This window comes from Pseudomonas palmensis (genome assembly GCF_017848315.1).
Taxonomy (GTDB): domain Bacteria; phylum Pseudomonadota; class Gammaproteobacteria; order Pseudomonadales; family Pseudomonadaceae; genus Aquipseudomonas; species Aquipseudomonas palmensis.
In genome coordinates, this window is sequence record NZ_JAFKEC010000019.1 from 1 (window position 1) to 18,872 (window position 18,872).

17 protein-coding genes are annotated in these 18,872 nt (G+C 63.4%); 4 read left to right on the top strand and 13 right to left on the bottom strand.

Annotated features, from left to right (window positions below; translation table 11 throughout):
• The coding region (locus JZZ72_RS12610) for a TetR/AcrR family transcriptional regulator (RefSeq protein ID WP_210014522.1) at positions 1-507 on the bottom strand (507 nt) is incomplete at its 3' end.
• Between the two features lie 155 nt (positions 508-662).
• Here JZZ72_RS12610 and JZZ72_RS12615 point away from each other — a divergent pair.
• Positions 663-1,577, top strand: a complete 915-nt coding sequence (locus JZZ72_RS12615) for a DUF808 domain-containing protein (RefSeq protein WP_328825145.1) — start codon at positions 663-665, stop codon at positions 1,575-1,577.
• Here the strand turns inward: JZZ72_RS12615 and JZZ72_RS12620 are convergent.
• From JZZ72_RS12620 to puuE, 7 genes are all read right to left on the bottom strand, one after another.
• Positions 1,510-2,295 (bottom strand): outer membrane protein OmpK, encoded by a 786-nt coding sequence (locus JZZ72_RS12620; protein WP_043862344.1) that lies wholly within the window; start codon positions 2,293-2,295, stop codon positions 1,510-1,512. The genes JZZ72_RS12615 and JZZ72_RS12620 overlap by 68 nt on opposite strands.
• A gap of 353 nt (positions 2,296-2,648) precedes the next feature.
• Positions 2,649-3,434 (bottom strand): outer membrane protein OmpK, encoded by a 786-nt coding sequence (locus JZZ72_RS12625; RefSeq protein ID WP_043862345.1) that lies wholly within the window; start codon positions 3,432-3,434, stop codon positions 2,649-2,651.
• A gap of 136 nt (positions 3,435-3,570) precedes the next feature.
• Positions 3,571-4,926 carry a nucleobase:cation symporter-2 family protein gene (locus JZZ72_RS12630; RefSeq protein WP_043862346.1) on the bottom strand — a complete coding sequence of 452 codons (1,356 nt, stop codon included), beginning with the start codon at positions 4,924-4,926 and terminating at the stop codon, positions 3,571-3,573.
• Positions 4,927-5,043: 117 nt separating this feature from the next.
• Positions 5,044-6,369 (bottom strand): urate hydroxylase PuuD, encoded by a 1,326-nt coding sequence (locus JZZ72_RS12635; protein WP_043862347.1) that lies wholly within the window; start codon positions 6,367-6,369, stop codon positions 5,044-5,046.
• A gap of 47 nt (positions 6,370-6,416) precedes the next feature.
• Positions 6,417-6,920 carry an ureidoglycolate lyase gene (locus tag JZZ72_RS12640; RefSeq protein ID WP_043862348.1) on the bottom strand — a complete coding sequence of 168 codons (504 nt, stop codon included), beginning with the start codon at positions 6,918-6,920 and terminating at the stop codon, positions 6,417-6,419.
• A 75-nt stretch (positions 6,921-6,995) separates the two neighbouring features.
• Positions 6,996-7,511, bottom strand: a complete 516-nt coding sequence (gene uraD, locus JZZ72_RS12645; protein ID WP_043862349.1) for a 2-oxo-4-hydroxy-4-carboxy-5-ureidoimidazoline decarboxylase — start codon at positions 7,509-7,511, stop codon at positions 6,996-6,998.
• The gene (gene puuE / locus JZZ72_RS12650; RefSeq protein WP_043862350.1) at positions 7,508-8,437 is read right to left on the bottom strand and encodes an allantoinase PuuE; all 930 of its coding nucleotides are present in this window, start codon (positions 8,435-8,437) and stop codon (positions 7,508-7,510) included. Before puuE ends, uraD begins: the two co-directional genes overlap by 4 nt.
• A 383-nt stretch (positions 8,438-8,820) precedes the next feature.
• Between puuE and uraH the strand changes: the two genes are divergently transcribed.
• On the top strand, positions 8,821-9,174 hold the full coding sequence (gene uraH / locus JZZ72_RS12655; protein ID WP_043862351.1) for a hydroxyisourate hydrolase: 354 nt from the start codon (positions 8,821-8,823) through the stop codon (positions 9,172-9,174).
• A gap of 162 nt (positions 9,175-9,336) precedes the next feature.
• On the opposite strand, the gene JZZ72_RS12660 is transcribed toward uraH, so the two are convergent.
• Positions 9,337-10,686, bottom strand: coding sequence for an NCS2 family permease (locus tag JZZ72_RS12660; RefSeq protein ID WP_054915598.1), 1,350 nt, complete (start codon positions 10,684-10,686; stop codon positions 9,337-9,339).
• 353 nt (positions 10,687-11,039) lie between these two features.
• Here JZZ72_RS12660 and JZZ72_RS12665 point away from each other — a divergent pair, with 353 nt between their 5' ends.
• Positions 11,040-11,807, top strand: coding sequence for a GntR family transcriptional regulator (locus tag JZZ72_RS12665; protein ID WP_043862353.1), 768 nt, complete (start codon positions 11,040-11,042; stop codon positions 11,805-11,807).
• Between the two features lie 200 nt (positions 11,808-12,007).
• A complete protein-coding gene (aqpZ, locus tag JZZ72_RS12670; protein WP_088515619.1) occupies positions 12,008-12,706 on the top strand; it encodes an aquaporin Z in 699 nt (232 codons plus the stop codon).
• Here aqpZ and guaD read toward each other — a convergent pair.
• From guaD to xdhA, 4 genes are all read right to left on the bottom strand, one after another.
• Entirely contained in the window at positions 12,703-14,007 is a 1,305-nt protein-coding gene (gene guaD, locus JZZ72_RS12675) for a guanine deaminase (protein WP_210014523.1), read from the bottom strand. The genes aqpZ and guaD overlap by 4 nt on opposite strands.
• Positions 14,008-14,017: 10 nt before the next feature.
• Complete coding sequence (gene xdhC / locus JZZ72_RS12680) at positions 14,018-14,863, bottom strand: xanthine dehydrogenase accessory protein XdhC (protein WP_043862356.1); 846 nt, start codon at positions 14,861-14,863, stop codon at positions 14,018-14,020.
• 103 nt (positions 14,864-14,966) lie between these two features.
• Complete coding sequence (gene xdhB, locus JZZ72_RS12685) at positions 14,967-17,366, bottom strand: xanthine dehydrogenase molybdopterin binding subunit (protein ID WP_210014524.1); 2,400 nt, start codon at positions 17,364-17,366, stop codon at positions 14,967-14,969.
• A complete protein-coding gene (gene xdhA / locus JZZ72_RS12690; RefSeq protein WP_054915592.1) occupies positions 17,359-18,813 on the bottom strand; it encodes a xanthine dehydrogenase small subunit in 1,455 nt (484 codons plus the stop codon). The genes xdhB and xdhA overlap by 8 nt, the downstream gene beginning before the upstream one ends.
• Positions 18,814-18,872 lie beyond the last annotated feature (59 nt).

An 18,872-nucleotide genomic window follows, 5' to 3' on the forward strand; every position in this document is an offset into this window, starting at 1 on the left:
GATCTGCCAGTCGAAATCGGCATAGGTCTGGGTTGCAGCCCAGATGCTGAACATCAGGTGGTGCGGGTCGACCGGGGCGATCAGGCCGCGCTCGATCCAGCCCTGGATGCATTCGATGTTGTGCCGTGCCTGCACGTTGAGCTGCTCGACCTGGCTTGCGCTCAGGTGCGGCGCGCCGTGCATGATCTCGCTGGCGAACACCTTGGACGCGAAGGGCAGGTCGCGGGAGATGCGCACCTTGGAGCGGATATAGGCACTGAGCACCTCTTGCGGCTCACCGTCGGCATTGAACGGGGTGGAGGCCTGCATGATCGGCTCGATGATGCTTTCGAGCACCTCGCGGTAGAGGTTTTCCTTGGATTTGAAGTAGTAGTAGACGTTGGGCTTGGGCAGGCCGGCCTTGGCCGCGATGTCGCTGGTCTTGGTGGCGGCGAAGCCCTTGTCGGCGAACTCCTCGCTGGCGGCCCGCAGGATCAGTTCTTTGTTGCGCTCGCGAATGGTGCTCATGGTGGCGCTGTTCCTTGTATCTGGCCGCGTGCGGCAACAGGCCTGGGCAGGCGGTTGCGCATGGTAGCACCGCGTTCGCGAAGCGCTCAAGGTCGCCCCTTTTGCCCATCGACAGGCTAAGCTTGGCGCCATCTCACCTCAATGGAACATGAATCATGGCTGCAAGCAGTTTGCTGGTACTGATCGACGATATCGCCACGGTACTCGACGATGTCTCGGTCATGACCAAGGTCGCGGCCAAGAAGACCGCCGGCGTACTGGGTGATGATCTGGCCCTCAATGCCCAGCAGGTCACGGGTGTGCGCGCCGAGCGGGAACTGCCGGTGGTGTGGGCGGTGGCCAAGGGCTCGTTCCTGAACAAGCTGATCCTGGTGCCGGCTGCGTTGCTGATCAGCGCATTCATCCCGTGGGCGGTAACCCCGCTGCTGATGCTCGGCGGCGCCTACCTGTGCTTCGAGGGGTTCGAAAAGCTCGCGCACAGGTTTCTGCACAGCGCCGAGGAGGCCAAGGCCGGGCATGCGGCATTGACCGAAGCAGTGGCCAACCCGGCGGTCGACCTGGTGACGTTCGAGAAAGACAAGATCAAGGGCGCGGTGCGTACCGACTTCATTCTCTCGGCCGAGATCATCGCCATCACGCTGGGCACCGTGGCCGATGCGCCCCTGCCCCAGCAGATCATCGTGCTGTCGGGCATCGCGATCGTGATGACGATTGGCGTGTACGGGCTGGTGGCGGGGATCGTCAAGCTGGATGACCTGGGCCTGTGGCTGACGCAAAAGGCCTCGCGTGCAGCCAAGGCCATCGGCAACGGCATTTTGAGTGCGGCGCCCTACATGATGAAAAGCCTGTCGGTGATCGGCACCGCGGCGATGTTCCTGGTAGGTGGCGGGATTCTGGTGCATGGCATCGCGCCGCTGCATCATGCCATCGAGGCCTTCGGCGAAGGGCGTGGCGGGGCGCTGACGACTGCCTTGCTCAATGCCGGCGAAGAACGCAACCCGGTCAGAAGTGCACTTTCACCAGCAGGCTCGCGGTGTTCTGGTCGGTATCGAAGGCGTCGCTGTCCTTGATGCCGTACTTGTCTTTCCAGTAGTCGTATTCGAAACCGACGTACAGCTGTTTTTCGCCCAGGTTCAGGGCCTTGCCCAGGTCATACTTGATCTGCGGGTTGAAGTGCAGGTTGGAATGATAGGTGCCGCGACGCCGGGTCTCGTCATTGTCCACCACCCAGTCCATGTAGCCGTCGATCAGGATGTCCGACTTGCCCACGGGAATGGTGTACGACCATACCGGGGTGATCTGCCATACGTTGTCACCGGCGCGGCTGCCCTCGGTGTGGCGCTGGTAGAAGTTGAGCTGGAAGTAGTCGAAGCCGGGGATGGCCAGGTCGAAGCCTGGGCCGATCAGGTACGACTCGTTGTCTCCCTCGCCAAACTCGTAGGTCATGGCCAGCAGCACATCCTTGACCGGGCCGAACTCCAGTTTCTGGTCGAAGATCTTGCCGAACGACAGGCGCGGGGTGAACTCGCCGTAGTAGGTGTTCGGGCCGACGTTGCCGTCCTTCTTGCCGTTGTAGAAGATCTTGTCGATGAACAGGAAGTTGTCGCCGTACTTCCAGGCATCGGCGTGCTCGAAAGTGAAGGTCTGCTGGATCTGCGGGTTGACCGTAAAGTCCTTGCCGTAGAGGTAGGTCAGGCTGTTGTTCTGCCACTGCAGCAGGTCACCGGCGGTGGCGGTACTTGCCGCCAGCAGGCCGCCTGCAAGCATCAGGCTGTTGGTAATGCGCATTGCGTGCTCCCTTGATTGATTCGGCACTCTGTGTCGGCGCCGTTCTGGTTCAGCGTGTTGTCTTTTTGGTCAGCTTTTTTCGATCGGCCACAGCGCGTTCGCAAGAGCTGAGCCAACCTTGGCGGGTTGGCGCAACGGGCCTGCTCGACGTCTTTCTGAACAGTTGAACAAGGGGCGTGAGGCTGGCAATACGCTTACCAACCGCCCGAATTCATTGACTGAGCGGTCAGTAAACGCAGGTAGGAGGGGTCCTACCCTGAGCGAGGGGGCGCGCAGATTACTGGCTTGCGCGCCGTCCCTCAAGTGCTCCGTTATGGAGCGTGTGCGACAAAAACTGTGCGTTCGATCAGGTTTTAGAAGTGAACCTTGATCAGCGCACTGGTCACGCTCTGGTTGGTCTTGAGGCGATCGCTGTCCTCGATGCCGTATTTGTCCTTCCAGTAGCTGTATTCGATACCCACGTACAGCTGCTTGGCGCCGATGTTCAGCGCCTTGCCCAGGTCGTACTTGACCTGCGGGTTGAAGTGCAGGTTGGCGTGGTAGGTGCCGCGACGGCTTTCGTCGTTGTCCACCACCCAGTCCATGTAGCCATCGATCAGCAGGTCGGACCTGCCCATGGGGATGGTGTAGGAGAACGCCGGGGTGATCTGCCACACGCGATCACCCGGGCGGCTGCCTTCGGTGTTGCGCTGGTAGAAGTTGAGGGTGAAGTAGTTGAAGCCGGGGATGGCCAGGTCGAAGCCCGGGCCGATCAGGTAGGCCTCGTTGTCGCCTTCACCGGTTTCGTAGGTCATGGCCAGCAGCACGTCCTTGATCGGGCCGAACTCCAGCTTCTGGTCGAAGATCTTGCCGAACGACAGGCGCGGGCTGATCTCGCTGTAGTAGGTGTTCTTGCCCTTGTTACGGTCTTGGCCGCCGTTGTAGAAGATCTTGTCGACGAACAGGAAGTTGTCGCCGTACTTCCATTTGTTGGCGTGCTCGAAAGTCACCGTCTGCTGGATCCGCGGGTTGACCTGAAAGTCCTTGCCGTACAGATACGTCAGGCTGTTGGTGTGCCAGAGCAGCAGGTCCTCCGCTACCGCAGGAAGCGTGGCCAGCAAGCTGCTGCCCAGCAAGAGGGAAGAGGTGATGCGTTTCATGTGGTTATTCCCGGCTATTGTTATTGTTGGATTGCGGTTTTTTCGGCGCAAACGCGCCCCGAGCGGCCCACTCCCAGGGGCCGACGGTACTGCGTGGTGCTCGGGTTGAGCGGGGCGGCAGGCGCCGCCCCGTGTATCAGTGCTGGTGCACGGCGTCGTTGTGCGCGGCGCGTTCGGCGCCGCCCAATACGTTGAACAGCAGGTTCAGTACCAGGGCACTGACGGTGGCCATGGCGATGCCGCTGTGGGTGATCGGCTCCATCCACTGCGGCATCTGCGCGAAGAACTCCGGACGTACCACCGGGATCAGCCCCATGCCGACGCTGACGGCCACCAGCAACTGGTTGCGCCGGTCGCCGATGTCGGCCTCCTGCAGGATCTTGATGCCGGTGGCCGCGACCATGCCGAACATGGCGATGGAGGCGCCGCCCAGTACCGCCGGCGGGATCGAGGCAATCAGGAATGCCGCCTTGGGCAGCAGGCTGAGCACGATCAGGAACAGCCCGGCCACCACGGTCACGTAGCGGCAGCGCACGCCGGTCATCTGGACCAGGCCGATGTTCTGTGCGAACGAGGAGTGGGTGAAGGTGTTGAAAAAGCCTGCCACGAACGAGGCGCCGGCGTCCCAGAACAGGCCGCGACGCAGCATGCCCGGGGTCACTTCACGCTCGGTGACCTTGCCCAGCGCCAGGAACATGCCGGTGGACTCGACGAAGATGATCACCACCACCAGGCACATCGACAGGATCGGCGCCAGGCTGAAGGTGGGCATGCCGAAGTGCAGCGGGGTGACCACCTGTACCCAGGGGGCCTGGGCCAGGCCGCTGAGGTCGACCATGCCGATGGCGCCGGCAATGATGTAGCCCAGGCCCATGCCGATCAGTACCGACACGTTCACCCAGAAGCCACGCATGAAGCGATTGATCAGCAGGATGGTGGTCAGCACCAGGCCGGCCACGGCCAGGTAGATCGGCGAGCCGAACGGCGCGGCCGCCGCGCCGCCGCCGGCCCAGTTGACGGCGACCGGGAACAGCGACAGACCGATGGAGGTAATCACCGTGCCGGTGACCAGTGGCGGGAAAAACCTCACCACCTTGGACATGAACGGGGCGATCAGCATGCCGAAGAAGCCGGCGGCGATGGTCGCGCCGAAAATCCCCTGCAGGCCCACGCCGGGCATGCCGGCCATGGCCACCATGCTGCCGACGGCGGCGAAGCTGGCGCCCATCATCACCGGCATGCGGATGCCCAGTGCGCCAATGCCGAGCGACTGGACCACGGTGGCGACACCGGCGACCAGCAGATCGGCATTGATCAGGAATGCGATTTCTTCACGAGAGAGCCCGGCGGCCTGCCCGATGATCAGCGGCACCGCAATGGCACCTCCGTACATCAGCAGAACATGTTGCAAACCCACCAGGATCAGTTGCAGCAGGGGCAGTGGCTGTCGTGGCGGCGCAACGGGGATGTACGCCTTGCGTGACTCGGACATGCAGCACCTCAGGTTTTGTTTTTATTCTGGGTAGCTGCAGGCTCAGGCGCCCTGCTTGCGAAGAAGCAGGAGGCCGCGCCTGGCTTGCAGCTTGTAGCTTGCCGCTTGAAGCTTGTATCAGTTGGTTGGAGCACCCTTGGCGATCCATGCACCAATCAGTTCACGTTCCTGCTGGGTCATCTGGGTGATGTTGCCCAGGGGCATGATCTGGCTGGCGACGGCCTGTGCCTGGATGCGTGGGGCCAGTTGCTGGATCTGTTGCGGGGTATCGAGCATCACGCCGGCCGGGGCGGCACTGAACAGCGGGCTGGTCGGCTTGGCCGAATGGCACACGGTGCAGCGTTCCTGGATGACGCTGTGGATCTTGTCGAAGTTGCCGCTGTCCGCCGCAGCGGTGGCAGTGGCGGGCGCTTCGGCCGGGGTGGCGGCAGGTGCCGGGTTGGCGGCCTGTTCGGCGGCTTTCTCGGCAGCGGTCTTGCCACCCAGTGCGGTTTCCGGCAGCGGCTGGTACTGGACCTTGGCAGCGGCCTGCTCAGGGGCGGTCGGCATCGGCTTGGGGCCGGTGACGTAGGCCAGGCAGATCATCGCCAGGGCGCCGACGGGCAGGGTCCAGGCGTACTTGGCGCTGTCGTGGCGGGTGTTGAAGTAGTGACGCACCAGCACCGCTGCAATCGCGATCCCGGCCAGGATCAGCCAGTTGTACTGGCTGCCGTAGGTGCTCGGGAAGTGGTTGCTGATCATGATGAACAGCACCGGCAGGGTGAAGTAGTTGTTGTGGCGCGAACGCAGCAGGCCCTTGGCCGGCAGGGTCGGGTCGGGGGTTTCGTTCTTCTCGATGGCGGCGACCAGTGCACGCTGGGCCGGCATGATGATGCGGAACACGTTGCCGACCATGATGGTGCCGATGATCGCGCCGGTGTGCAGGTACGCACCACGGCCGCTGAACACCTGGCTGAAGCCGTAGCAGGCCGCAATGATCAGCACGAACAGCACCAGGCCGAGCAGGCCGGGGCGCTTGCCCAGGGGCGAGTCGCACAGCACGTCGTAGATGAACCAGCCGGCGATCAGCGAACCGACGCCGATGGCGATGCCTTCACCACCGCTCAGGGTGCTGCCGGGGGCCAGCAGGTAGACGCTGGGGTTCCAGTAGAACACCAGGCACAGCAGGGCAATACCCGACATCCAGGTGAAGTAGGCTTCCCATTTGAACCAGTGCAGGTTCTCCGGCATTTTCGGCGGGGCCAGCTTGTACTTTTCCAGGTGGTAGATACCGCCACCGTGAATCGCCCAGAGGTCGCCCGACAGACCGTCGCGCGGGTTGGCCCGGTTGAGGTTGTTCTCCAGCCATACGAAATAGAACGACGCGCCGATCCAGGCCACGCCAGTGATCATGTGAACCCAGCGCACGCTCAGGTTCAGCCATTCCAACAGATGTGCTTCCACAGTCTTTACCTCTTGCCGGTCACCGCAGGCCAGTGACCGACCTTCTCTTATTGGTGGGGTGCGAGGATCAGTTGCTCATCCTCATTGAAGAAATGTTCGTCGCAGTTGTTGCCGGAACCGCTGCGATCAACCACCAGGAAGTCATCCCGCTTTTCGATCGTCAGCACCGGGTGGTGCCAGACGCCGCGATGGTAATTGATGCCCTGCCTGCCATTACTGACAAAGGCGCGGACAAGACCCGATACAGGTACATCGCCAACGGGCGCGACCACGATCAGAAAGGGATTGCCGAGCAGCGGGATGAAGGCCTGGCTGCCCAGCGGATGGCGCTCCAGCATGCGCACGGTCAGCGGCATGTCCTGCGCGTCGGCGCGGAAGATGCTGATGATGGCGGAGTCCTCGGGCTGGGCGGTTTCTACCGTGGCCAGCTTGTGGAAGCGCATGGTCGAACCGTTGTTGATCATGAAGTGGTCGCTGCCGTCGGTTTCGATCACGTCACCGAAAGGGGCGAAGGCTTCTTTGGTCAGGGGCTCAATCACTAAAGTGCGCATGCGGGTGTTCTCTAATTATGTGTTGTCGGGGCTTTGGCGAATGCCGGCAGGCCAGTGCCTGCCAAGGCGCGCCGGTTACAGCTGCTGCAGGCGGAACAGGGCGATCAGGTTGATCTGCGCCAGGGCTTCCTTGAACTCGGCTTCGACCGAGTTGTGGATGCGTTTCTCGAACGAGGCGAGGATCTGGTGCCGGTTGCTGCCTTTAACCGCCATGATGAACGGGAACTGGAACCTGGCCTTGTAGGCGTCGTTGAGTTCGGTGAAACGGGCGAACTCTTCGGCGGTGCACTGGTGGATGCCGGCGCCAGCCTGTTCGTTGGTGCTCGATTCGGTCAGTTCGCCCTGGACGGCGGCTTTGCCGGCCAGGTCCGGGTGAGCATTGATCAGGGCCAGCTGGCTGGCGTGATCGGCGCTGAGCAGGATGTCGCTCATGCGCTGGTGCAGGGCTTCGATCTGGTCCAGCTCGTGCAGTTGGCCCAGGTCGTAGGCTTTTTCGGCGACCCACGGCGAGTGCTCGTAGATGTCGGCGAAGGCGGCGACGAACGCGGCACGGTCCAGGGTCGAAGGCTTGAGGGTCTTGAAGTCGGTCATTTGGCGCTCTCGGCTTGGAAAGGGTGGGTGGCATGCCAGTGGCGGGCGATGTCCACGCGCCGGGCGAACCACACCTGCTCATGGCTCTTGGCGTACTCCACGAAGCGCTTGAGCGCGGCGATGCGTGCCGGGCGGCCGATCAGGCGGCAGTGCAGGCCGATCGAGAGCATCTTCGGCGCCTCGGCACCTTCGGCGTAGAGCACGTCGAAGGCGTCCTTGAGGTACTGGAAGAACTGCTCGCCACAATTGAAGCCCTGCACCTGGGTGAAGCGCATGTCGTTGGTGTCCAGGGTGTAGGGGATCACCAGGTGCGGCTTGCCGGTGGGGTTGTTGGGCTCCCAGTAGGGCAGGTCGTCGTCGTAGGTGTCGCTGTCGTAGAGGAAGCCGCCTTCCTCCATCACCAGGCGGCGGGTGTTGGGCCCGGTACGGCCGGTGTACCAGCCCAGCGGGCGCTCGCCGGTGAGGTCGGTGAGAATGCGGATGGCCTCGAGCATGTGCTCGCGCTCCTGGTTCTCGTCCATGTACTGGTAGTCGATCCAGCGGTAGCCGTGGCTGCAGATCTCGTGGCCGGCGGCGACCATGGCGCGGATCACGTCGGGGTGGCGCTGGGCGGCCATGGCCACGGCAAACACGGTGAGCGGCACGCCGGTGTCTTCGAACAGCTTGAGCAGGCGCCACACACCGGCGCGGCTGCCATACTCGTAAAGCGATTCCATGCTCATGTTGCGGGCGCCCTGCAGGGGCTGCGCCGAGACCATCTCGGAAAGGAAGGCTTCGGATTCCTTATCCCCGTGAAGAATGTTGCGTTCGCCACCTTCTTCATAGTTGAGCACGAAAGACAAAGCGATGCGGGCATTCCCCGGCCAGCGCGGATGGGGTGGGTTGTTGCCGTAACCGATCAGGTCGCGAGGATAATCAGCGCTCACTGCAGCCTTCCTTCTTGTACGTGAAAACGGGGGTGTGGTGTCTGAGTCAGGTCATCGGCCACAACGATGGAGTGATTGTATACAACTTTATTGACGATTTGTAAGCCTGTTTTTTCGCATTTCTTCCGCCATTTGGCCTTGAAAAAGTTTGCAAGAAACCTGCCTGATTGGTCAGTAAATGACGATAGCGTCCGCCAGGCGCGCGGCTTTGCGACTGATGGCGTATTTACAGGGCACGCTCGGCAGGCTAACAAAATCGTCGAATTTATTGTGTACAATTTTAGCTGAAAATGTCTTAATAATCCGACAGCCGCACGCTGCCCTGCTTCATCCCGGTGCCGTGCGGGTATTTTTTGCCCATAGATTGAAACGAGGCGCACGCAATGGGACGTTTGACCACGCATGTACTGGATGCCGCACATGGCTGCCCTGGCAGCTCGATCAAGGTCGAGCTGTACCGGGTCGAAGGCCAGCAGCTTGAGCTGGTGAACACGGCGCTGACCAACAGCGATGGCCGTTGCGATGCGCCACTGCTGCAGGGTGAGGATTACCGCAGCGGTGTGTACCAGCTGCAGTTCAGTGCCGGTGACTATTATCGTGCCCGTGGTGTGCAGTTGCCGGAGCCGGCGTTCCTGGATGTGGTGGTGCTGCGTTTCGGCATCAGCGCCGAGCAGGATCACTACCACGTGCCGTTGCTGATCTCGCCGTACAGTTACTCGACCTATCGCGGAAGCTAGTTGGTCGCTAGATGAATCTTCGTAGGTCCTTGCCCGCTCTCACTGGCGGGCTTTTTTTTGCCTCGGATTCGAGGGCGTGCCTGCAGGGCTGTTCGCTGGCAGAGCGGCACAGGCAACAAAAAGCCCCGCCCGAAGGCGAGGCTCCTTGAACCGACGCAGTGCTTACAGGAACACGAACTTGGCCACAAAGATCGCACACAGCACCCACAGGCTCGCCGAGATCTCCCTGTAGCGCCCGGTGCCGGCCTTGAGCACCACATAGGTGATGAAGCCCAGCGCAATGCCGTCCGCCACCGAGAATGTCAGCGGCATCATGATCGCCGTGACGATCGCCGGAATGCTGTCGGTGGCTTCATCCCAGTTGATGTGCGCCATGCTGCCCATCATCAGCATCGCCACATAGATCAGTGCGCCGGCGGTGGCATACGCCGGGATCATGCCCGCCAGCGGCGCAAAGAACATCGCCGCGACGAACAGCAGGCCGACCACCACGGCCGTGAGCCCCGTGCGCCCGCCGGCCGCCACACCTGCAGCACTTTCCACGTAGCTGGTGACCGGCGGCACACCCACCACGGCACCGAACACGCTCGATGCACTGTCGGCCTTGAGCGCCCGCGACAGGTTTTCGATGCGCCCCTCGGCGTTCACCAGGTTGGCGCGCTGGGCCACGCCCATCAAAGTGCCGGCGGTGTCGAACATGTGCACGAACAGAAACGCCAGTACCACGCTGATCATGCTGACGTTGAACACGCCCGCCACGTCCATGGCCATCCAGGTGGGCGCCAGGCTCGGCGGCAGCGAGAACACGCCGCCATATTCCACCAGGCCCAGGGCCCAGCCGGCCAGTGTCACGGCGATGATGCTGATCAGGATCGCGCCGAACACCCGGCGGTAGCTGAGCACGGCAATCATCAGGAAGCACGCCGCCGCCAGCAGCGGGCCAGGCTCGTGCAGCGAACCGAGCTTGATCAGGGTGGCTGGGCTGGCGACGATGATGCCGGCCGTCTTCAGCCCGATCACCCCGAGAAACAGCCCCACACCCGCGCCCATGGCGTGGCGCAGGCTCAGCGGGATGCTGTTGAGCAGCCATTCGCGCACCCGCGACAGCGTCAGCAGCATGAACAGCACACCCGATACGAACACCGCACCCAGCGCGGCCTCCCAGGTGTAGCCCATGGTGCCGACCACGGTGTAGGTGAAAAAGGCATTCAGCCCCATGCCGGGTGCCAGGCCCACCGGCCAGTTGGCATACAGGCCCATCAGCAGGCAGCCGAGCGCCGCCGCGATGCAGGTGGCCACGAACGCGGCACCGTGGTCGATGCCGGCGTCGGCCATGATGTTGGGGTTGACGAAAATGATGTAGGCCATGGTGATGAAGGTGGTTACACCCGCGATCAGTTCGGTCCTGACAGTGGTGCCGTGCAGCTTGAGTTTGAAAATCCGCTCCAGCCAGCTCGTTTCGAGCGGTGGGGCAAGATCCAGCGTAGGGGCTTGGGGTTTGCGGCTTTCCACAGCGTGTACTCCTCACGTCTTTTCTTGTTGTTCAGAGCTTGTCCTGCGCGTTGACTGGGGGCTCTGCGAGGGGGAGGGCATGGCGACCGGACCTGTTGTTGACCTGCGGGTCAGGAAGTTGCACGGCTGGATTATGCGTTTGTATACAAATAATGCAAATAATGTTTTTGTCGGTGTGTGCAGGTAAATTGTCGCCACGGCTATAACGTGATGGCACTCTGCAGAAATCGCCAAGCCTGTGTACAATGCGTCAATACCATGAACGTCTAATTTTCTATCCAGGACTTGCCATCGCCCTACTGGCTGGTATTACAGTCAGGGTCCGATAGGTGGATCTCCGTGCTCGAGCGCCCATGAACGAACAGCTGCAACCCCTCAAGAAACCCACGCGCACCGGCAAGGCCGGTCGTAGCGGCACCCAGGACGATATCGTTTACGCGCACATATTCGAGGCAATCCTCGAACAACGCCTGGCGCCGGGTACCAAGTTGAGTGAGGAAGCCCTGGGCGAGATCTTCGGCGTCAGCCGCACCATCATCCGGCGTGCGCTGTCGCGCCTGGCCCACGAAAGCGTGGTGCTGCTGCGCCCCAATCGCGGTGCGGTAGTGGCCAGCCCGACCGTCGAAGAGGCGCGCCAGGTGTTCTTTTCGCGGCGCATGGTCGAGCGTGCCATCACCGAACTTGCAGTGGAGCACGCCACCGCCGAGCAGTTGAATGAACTGCGCCAGATGGTGCGCGACGAGCGCGACAGCTTCTCGCGCGGCGACCGGGGTGCCGGCATTCGCCTGTCTGGCGAGTTTCACCTCAAGCTGGCGGAAGCGGCGGGCAATGCACCGCTGATCAGCTTCCAGCGCAGCCTGGTATCGCAGACTTCGCTGATCATTGCCCAGTATGAAAGCGGCAACCGCTCGCACTGCTCGTATGACGAGCACATGCAACTGATCGACGCCATCGAGGCGCGTGATGCGGCCCAGGCGGTGAGCCTGATGATGCACCACATGGACCACATCGACAGCAAGCTCAACCTCGACGAGGAGAGTGCGTCGGATGACCTGCACGCGGTGTTCTCGCACCTGCTGCAAACCAAGAAGCGCGGCAGTTCGGTACCGGCCAAGGGCTGATACCGGGTTGCACCATTCGCCGGCAAGGCCGGCTCCTACCGGGGCAATCAACCTGTAGGAGCCGGCCTTGCCGGCGAAGCTGTTTCTGCCCCTGGCACTTGAGCCAACCTCTGCTAGATTTCTATCTGTTGCACTCCCGCAAACCTTCATCAAGCAGTTGGGCTTGCGCTTCAGGCGTACCACTTCTTGAGGACTGACTGATGTCGATGCCCATGAGCAAACGCATGGGAGCTGAATTGATAGGGACGTTCTGGTTGGTGTTGGGGGGGTGTGGCAGCGCGGTACTGGCTGCGTCTTTTCCGATCGGCATTGGCCTGGTCGGTGTCTCCATGGCCTTCGGGCTGACTGTGCTGACCATGGCATTCGCCATCGGTCATATCTCCGGTTGTCACCTCAACCCTGCGGTATCGCTGGGCTTGGTCGTGGGCGGGCGGTTTCCGCTCAAGGACCTGGTGCCGTACGTGGTCGCCCAGGTGGTGGGCGCCATCCTGGCTGCCGGTGTGATCTACCTCATCGCCAGCGGCAAGGCCGGCTTCGAGCTGTCGAACGGGCTTGCCTCGAACGGCTATGGCGAGCATTCGCCGGGGCAGTACTCGCTGGGGGCAGGTTTTGTCAGCGAGGTGGTGATGACCGCGATGTTCATTCTGATCATCATGGGCGCCACCGATTCGCGGGCGCCGGCCGGCTTTGCGCCGATCGCCATCGGGCTGGCGCTGACGCTGATCCACCTGGTGTCGATACCGGTTACCAACACCTCGGTTAACCCGGCACGCAGCACCGGGCCGGCGCTGTTCGTCGGTGGCTGGGCGCTGCATCAGCTGTGGCTGTTCTGGGTGGCGCCGCTGATCGGGGCGGTGATCGGCGGCGCGTTGTACCGCGGCCTGTTTCGAACGCCTTAGCGCTGGTGCACGCTGCGCCCGGCGGCAAAGGTTTCGCGAATGGTACGGTCGTCGCCCAGGGTGGTCAGCACGAACAGGGTCTCCTCGATGCTGCCGGACTGCTGGAGACGGTAGTCCAGCAGCGGGGTGGCCTTGTAATCGAGCACGATGAAGTCGGCATCGCTGCCCGGTTGCAGGGTGCCGATGCGCTCCTCCAGGTTCAATGCCCGCGCACCGCCCAGGGTGGCCAGGTACAGCGACTTGAACGGGCTCAGGCGCGCGCCCTGCAACTGCATGACCTTGTAGGCTTCGTTCAGGGTGTACAGCAGCGAGAAGCTGGTGCCGGCGCCCACGTCGGTGCCCAGGCCGACCTTGACCTTGTGCTGCTCGGCCTGGGGCAGGTTGAACAGGCCGCTGCCCAGGAACAGGTTGGAGGTCGGGCAGAACGCCACGGCCGAACCGGTGTCGGCCAGGCGCTGGCATTCGGCATCGCACAGGTGAACGGCGTGGGCGAACACCGAGCGCTCGCCCAGCAGTTCGAAATGGTCGTACACATCCAGGTAGCCGCTGCGCTCGGGGAACAGCGCCTTGACCCACTCGATCTCCTTGAGGTTTTCGCTCAGGTGGGTGTGCAGGTACAGGTCCGGGAACTCCTTGAGCAACTGGCCGGCCAGGGCCAGCTGTTGCGGGGTGCTGGTGGGCGCAAAGCGCGGGGTCACCGCGTAGTGCAGGCGGCCCTTGCCGTGCCAGCGCTGGATCAGCGCCTTGCTGTCGGCGTAGCCCGACTCGGCGGTGTCGGTCAGGTAGTCGGGGGCGTTGCGGTCCATCATCACCTTGCCGGCGATCAGGCGCAGGTCCAGGCGCTCGGCTTCCTCGAACAGGGCGTTGACCGAGGCAGGGTGCACGCTGCCGAACACCAGCGCCGAGGTGGTGCCGTTGCGCAGCAGCTCCTTGAGAAACAGCTTGGCCACCTTGTCGGCGTGAGCCTTGTCTTCGAACTGGCGCTCGCACGGGAAGGTGTAGGTGTTCAGCCAGTCCAGCAACTGCTCGCCGTAGGAGCCGATCATGCCGGTCTGCGGGAAGTGGATATGGGTATCGATGAACCCCGGGGTGATCAAGGCGTCCTGGTAGTGCACCACTTCGATGTCGGCGTCCAGGCCTGGCAGCAGTTCGCTGGCGTGGCCGATGGCGCTGATCTTGCCCTGGTCGATGACCAGCAGGCCGTCTTCGAAATATTCATACGATGCTTCGACGCCCACCTCGGCAGGGTCGGCGAGGCTGTGCAGCAGGGCGGCACGGTAGGCTTTGCGGGTTGCGCTCATGTGGCTCTCGTCAAATGGCTTGGCTGCGCCGTGACGGCGGCAGCAGTTTGGCAATGGGTTGGGTGGTGGCCGAGCCGGTATGCTGGCCGAAGTTCGCGTTGTAGGTAGCGATGATTTCAGCGGCGATGGACACGGCGATTTCGATCGGCAGCTTGCCCTTGACCTCGGCCAGGCCCATCGGGCAGCGCATGCGTGCCAGGCTGTCGGCGGCAAAGCCGCGCTCGCGCAGGCGGTGCTCGAACTTCACGCGCTTGGTCCTGGAGCCGATCAGGCCGAACCAGGTGAAATCGTTGCGCTTGAGGATCGCGGCGGTCAGTTCCAGGTCCAGTTGATGGTTGTGGGTCATGACGATGCAATAGCTGCCGGCGGGCAGTTCATCGACCTCGTCGACCGGTTCCTCGCTGACGACCTTGCTCACCCCCGTGGGGATGATGTCGGGGAATTCCTGCTCGCGCGAATCGATCCAGCGTACCCGGCAGGGCAGCGCGGCGAGCAAGGGTACCAGAGCGCGGCCGACATGGCCTGCGCCGAATACCGCGATCTGCGCCTGCACGCCGCCCATGGGCTCGAACAGCAGCACGGTGGCGCCGCCGCAGCACTGGCCAAGGCTGGCGCCGAGGCTGAAGCGCTCCAGGTGGGTGGTTTCGCGGCCTTCGGCAAGCATCTGCCGGGCGATGTGCATGGCCTTGTATTCCAGGTGCCCGCCGCCGATGGTGTCGAACAGCTGGGTCGCGCTGACGACCATCTTCGAGCCGGCATTGCGTGGGGTGGAGCCCAGCTCTTCGATGATGGTCACCAGCACGCAGGGTTCGCCCCGGGTGTGCAGGTCGGACAGGGCGTTGATCCAGGTGTGCATAGTCGGTTGCCTCTTCAGTGCCTGATCGGGCCTCTTCGCCGGCAAGGCCGGCTCCTACAGCAATCACGCCCTGTAGGAGCCGGCCTTGCCGGCGAAGGGCGCACTACGGTGTAACGGTTTCCACCTCGGCAGCTGCCTGCCGGCCCGCCACCACCTTGCGCATCTGCTCGCAGCCCCACAGCACCCGCTCGGGGGTGGCCGGGGCATCGATCTGCGGTTGCTCGCGATAATCCGCCAGGCTGGCCACTGCATCCTTGATCGCGCACCACGGCGCGATCCCCAGCATGAACGGCGGCTCGCCCACCGCCTTGGAATGGAACACCGTGTCCTCGGGGTTCTTGCGGTTCTCCACCAGCTTCACCCGCAGGTCCACCGGCATGTCCGCCACCGCCGGGATCTTGTAGCTGGCCGGGCCGCTGGTCATCAGCTTGCCCTTGGCGTTCCACACCAGTTCCTCGGTGGTCAGCCACCCCATGCCCTGGATGAACCCGCCCTCCACCTGGCCAATGTCGATGGCCGGGTTCAGCGAGGCGCCCACGTCATGCAGGATGTCGGTGCGCAGCATCTTGTACTCGCCGGTCAGGGTGTCGACGATCACCTCGGCGCACGCCGCGCCGAAGGCGAAGTAGTAGAACGGGCGCCCGCGCGCCTGGCTGCGGTCGTAGTAGATCTTCGGGGTCTTGTAGAAGCCGGTGCTCGACAGCGACACCTGGGCAAAGTAGGCCTGCTGCACCAGGCTCTCGAAGGTGAGGATTTCATCGCGCACGCGCACGTGCCCGTTGCGAAACTCGACGTCTTCTTCACTGACCTTGTACTGGCGCGCGGCAAACTCCACCAGGCGCTGCTTGAGGATTTCGGCCGCGTTCTGCGCCGCCTTGCCGTTCAGGTCGGCGCCGCTGGACGCCGCCGTGGGCGAGGTGTTGGGCACCTTGTCGGTGTTGGTGGCGGTGATCTGTATGCGGCTGAAGTCCACCTGGAACACTTCGGCCACCACCTGGGCCACCTTGGTGTTCAGGCCCTGGCCCATCTCGGTGCCGCCGTGGTTGAGGTGGATGCTGCCATCGGTGTAGATGTGCACCAGCGCACCGGCCTGGTTGAGAAAGCTGGCGGTGAACGAGATGCCGAACTTCACCGGGGTCAGTGCCAGGCCCTTTTTCAGCACCGGGCTGTTGGCGTTGAAGCGGCGGATCGACTCGCGGCGCTGCTGGTAGTCGCTGCTGGCTTCGAGCTCGGCGGTGATTTCCTCGAGCATGTTGTGCTCGACCGTCTGGTAGTAGTGGGTGACGTTGCGCTCGGTCTTGCCGTAGTAGTTGGCCTTGCGTACCTCCAGCGGGTCCAGTGCCAGGTGGCGGGCGATGCGGTCCATCACCTCTTCGATGGCAACCATGCCCTGCGGGCCGCCAAAGCCGCGGTAGGCGGTATTGGAGGCGGTGTTGGTCTTGCAGCGGTGGCCGTTGATGGTGGCGTCGCCCAGGTAGTAGGCATTGTCGGAGTGGAACATCGCACGGTCGACGATCGAGGCCGACAGGTCCGGCGAGCAGCCGCAGTTGCCGGCCAGTTCCAGGTTGATGCCATGCAGGCGGCCGCTGTCATCGAACCCCACGTCGTATTCGATATAGAAGGGGTGGCGCTTGCCGGTCATCAGCATGTCCTCGACCCGTGGCAGGCGCATCTTGGTCGGCTGCCCGGTCAGGCGTGCGATCACCGCGCACAGGCAGGCGGGGCTGGCGGCCTGGGTTTCCTTGCCGCCGAAGCCGCCGCCCATGCGGCGCATGTCCACCACGACCTTGTTCATCGGCACGTCCAGCACTTCGGCCACCAGCTTCTGCACCTCGGTGGGGTTCTGCGTGGAGCAGTACACGATCATGCCGCCATCCTCGGTGGGCATCACCGAGGAGATCTGGGTTTCGAGGTAGAAGTGCTCCTGGCCGCCGATATGCAGGGTGCCCTGCACCCGATGCGGGGCGCTGGCCAGCGCGGTGACCGAATCGCCGCGCTGGTGGGTGTGGCTGTCGAGCACGAAATGCTTCTTGCGCAGGGCCTGAACCACATCCAGCACCGGCTCCAGGTCTTCGTATTCGATGATCGCGGCCATCGCTGCGCGGCGGGCGGTGTCCAGGTCGCAGGCGGCCACGGCCAGCACCGGCTGACCGACGAACTCGACGGTGTCGATGGCCAGCAGCGGGTCGCCCGGCAGCAGCGGGCCGATGTCCTTCAGGCCCGGGATGTCTTCGTGGGTGATGGCGATGCGCACGCCTTCGATGGCGTAGCACGGGCGGGTGTCGATGCTCAGCACCCGTGCATGAGCGCGGTCCGACAAGCGAGCGTACACATGCAACTGGTTGGGGAATTCGAGGCGGTCATCGATATACACCGCCTCGCCGGACACATGCTTGTCGGCGCTGTCGTGCTTGATGCTGCGCCCGACGCCACTGGTCAGGCCCTGGGCGAACAGCTCGGCCAGTTCGGCCTGGCTCCTGGCCACGTGAGGATGGTTAGACATAGGCGGTCACCCGGGTTTCGATGTGCGGCGTGTGCAGTTCGATGAAGTACTTGCGCAGCAGGTTCTGCGCGCCGAGCAGGCGGTATTCCTTGCTGGCCCTGAAGTCCGACAGCGGGGTGAAGTCTTCGCCCAGCGCCTGGCAGGCGCGCTCGATACCGGCCTGGTTGAACGGCTTGCCGAGCAGGGCGGCTTCACAGGCGCGGGCGCGCTTGGGGATGGCGGCCATGCCGCCGAAGGCGATACGGGCCTCGGCCACCACGCCGTTGTCGATGCGCAGGTTGAAGGCGGCGCACACCGCCGAAATGTCGTCGTCCAGTCGCTTGGACACCTTGTAGGCCCGGAACGCCCAGGCCAGGTTGGCCCGCGGCACGATGATCTTCTCGATGAACTCGCTTTCCTGGCGTGCGGTGATGCGGTAGTCGATGAAATAGTCTTCCAGCGCCAGGGTGCGTGTGTCCTGACCCCGGCGCAGCACGATCTGCGCACCCAGGGCGATCAGCAGGGGCGGCGAATCGCCGATCGGCGAGGCGTTGCCGATGTTGCCGCCCAGGGTGCCCTGATTGCGGATCTGCAGCGAGGCGAAGCGGTGCAGCAGTTCGCCGAAGTCGGGGTATTCACGGCTCAGCGCGTCATAGCAGTCGGTGAGCGGTGTGGCGGCGCCGATTTCCAGGCGATCGTCAAAGGCCTCGACCCGCTTCATCTCGGCGACGTTGCCCACGTAGATCATCACCGGCAGGGTCTTGTGGAACTGCGTGACCTCCAGCGCCAGGTCGGTGCCGCCGGCCAGCAGGCGGGCTTCGGGGTGCGAGCCGTACAGCTCGGCCAGGTCGGCCACGGTCAGCGGCACCAGGCAGCGCTTGTCGCCGCTGTTGAGTTCGCCGGTTTCCTTGGGCGCAATCGCCTGGAGCCGGGCGATGGTCTGTGCCTGGGCGCTGTCGAACTGGTCGGGGGCGGCCTGGCAGCAGGCCTGCTCGGCGGCTGCCAGGATCGGCCGGTAGCCGGTGCAGCGGCACAGGTTGCCGGCCAGGGCCTCCTGGGCGCGGTGCAGGTCGGGGGCGTCGCTGTTCTTCTGCAGGGCGAACAGCGACATCACGAAGCCCGGGGTACAGAAGCCGCATTGCGAGCCATGGCAGTCGACCATGGCCTGCTGCACGCTGTGCAGCTTGCCCTGGTGCTTGAGCCCTTCGACGCTGATCAGCTGCTTGCCATGCAGCGACGAGACGAACGTCAGGCACGAATTGAGGCTGCGATAACGCAGGTGCTGCCGGCCGTGTTCATCTGCAGCCAGTTCACCGACCACGACGGTGCAGGCGCCGCAATCGCCGCTCGCGCAGCCTTCCTTGGTACCGGGTTTGCCCAGGTGCTCGCGCAGGTACTCGAGCACCGTCAGGTTGGGGTCCAGGGCATGCTCACTGCGCAGCTCCTGGTTGAGTAGAAACTGGATCACGGAAGGCCTCACAAGCGAATTATTGTTGTTGAGTGGACGGGGTCGACTGTAGGCAGACT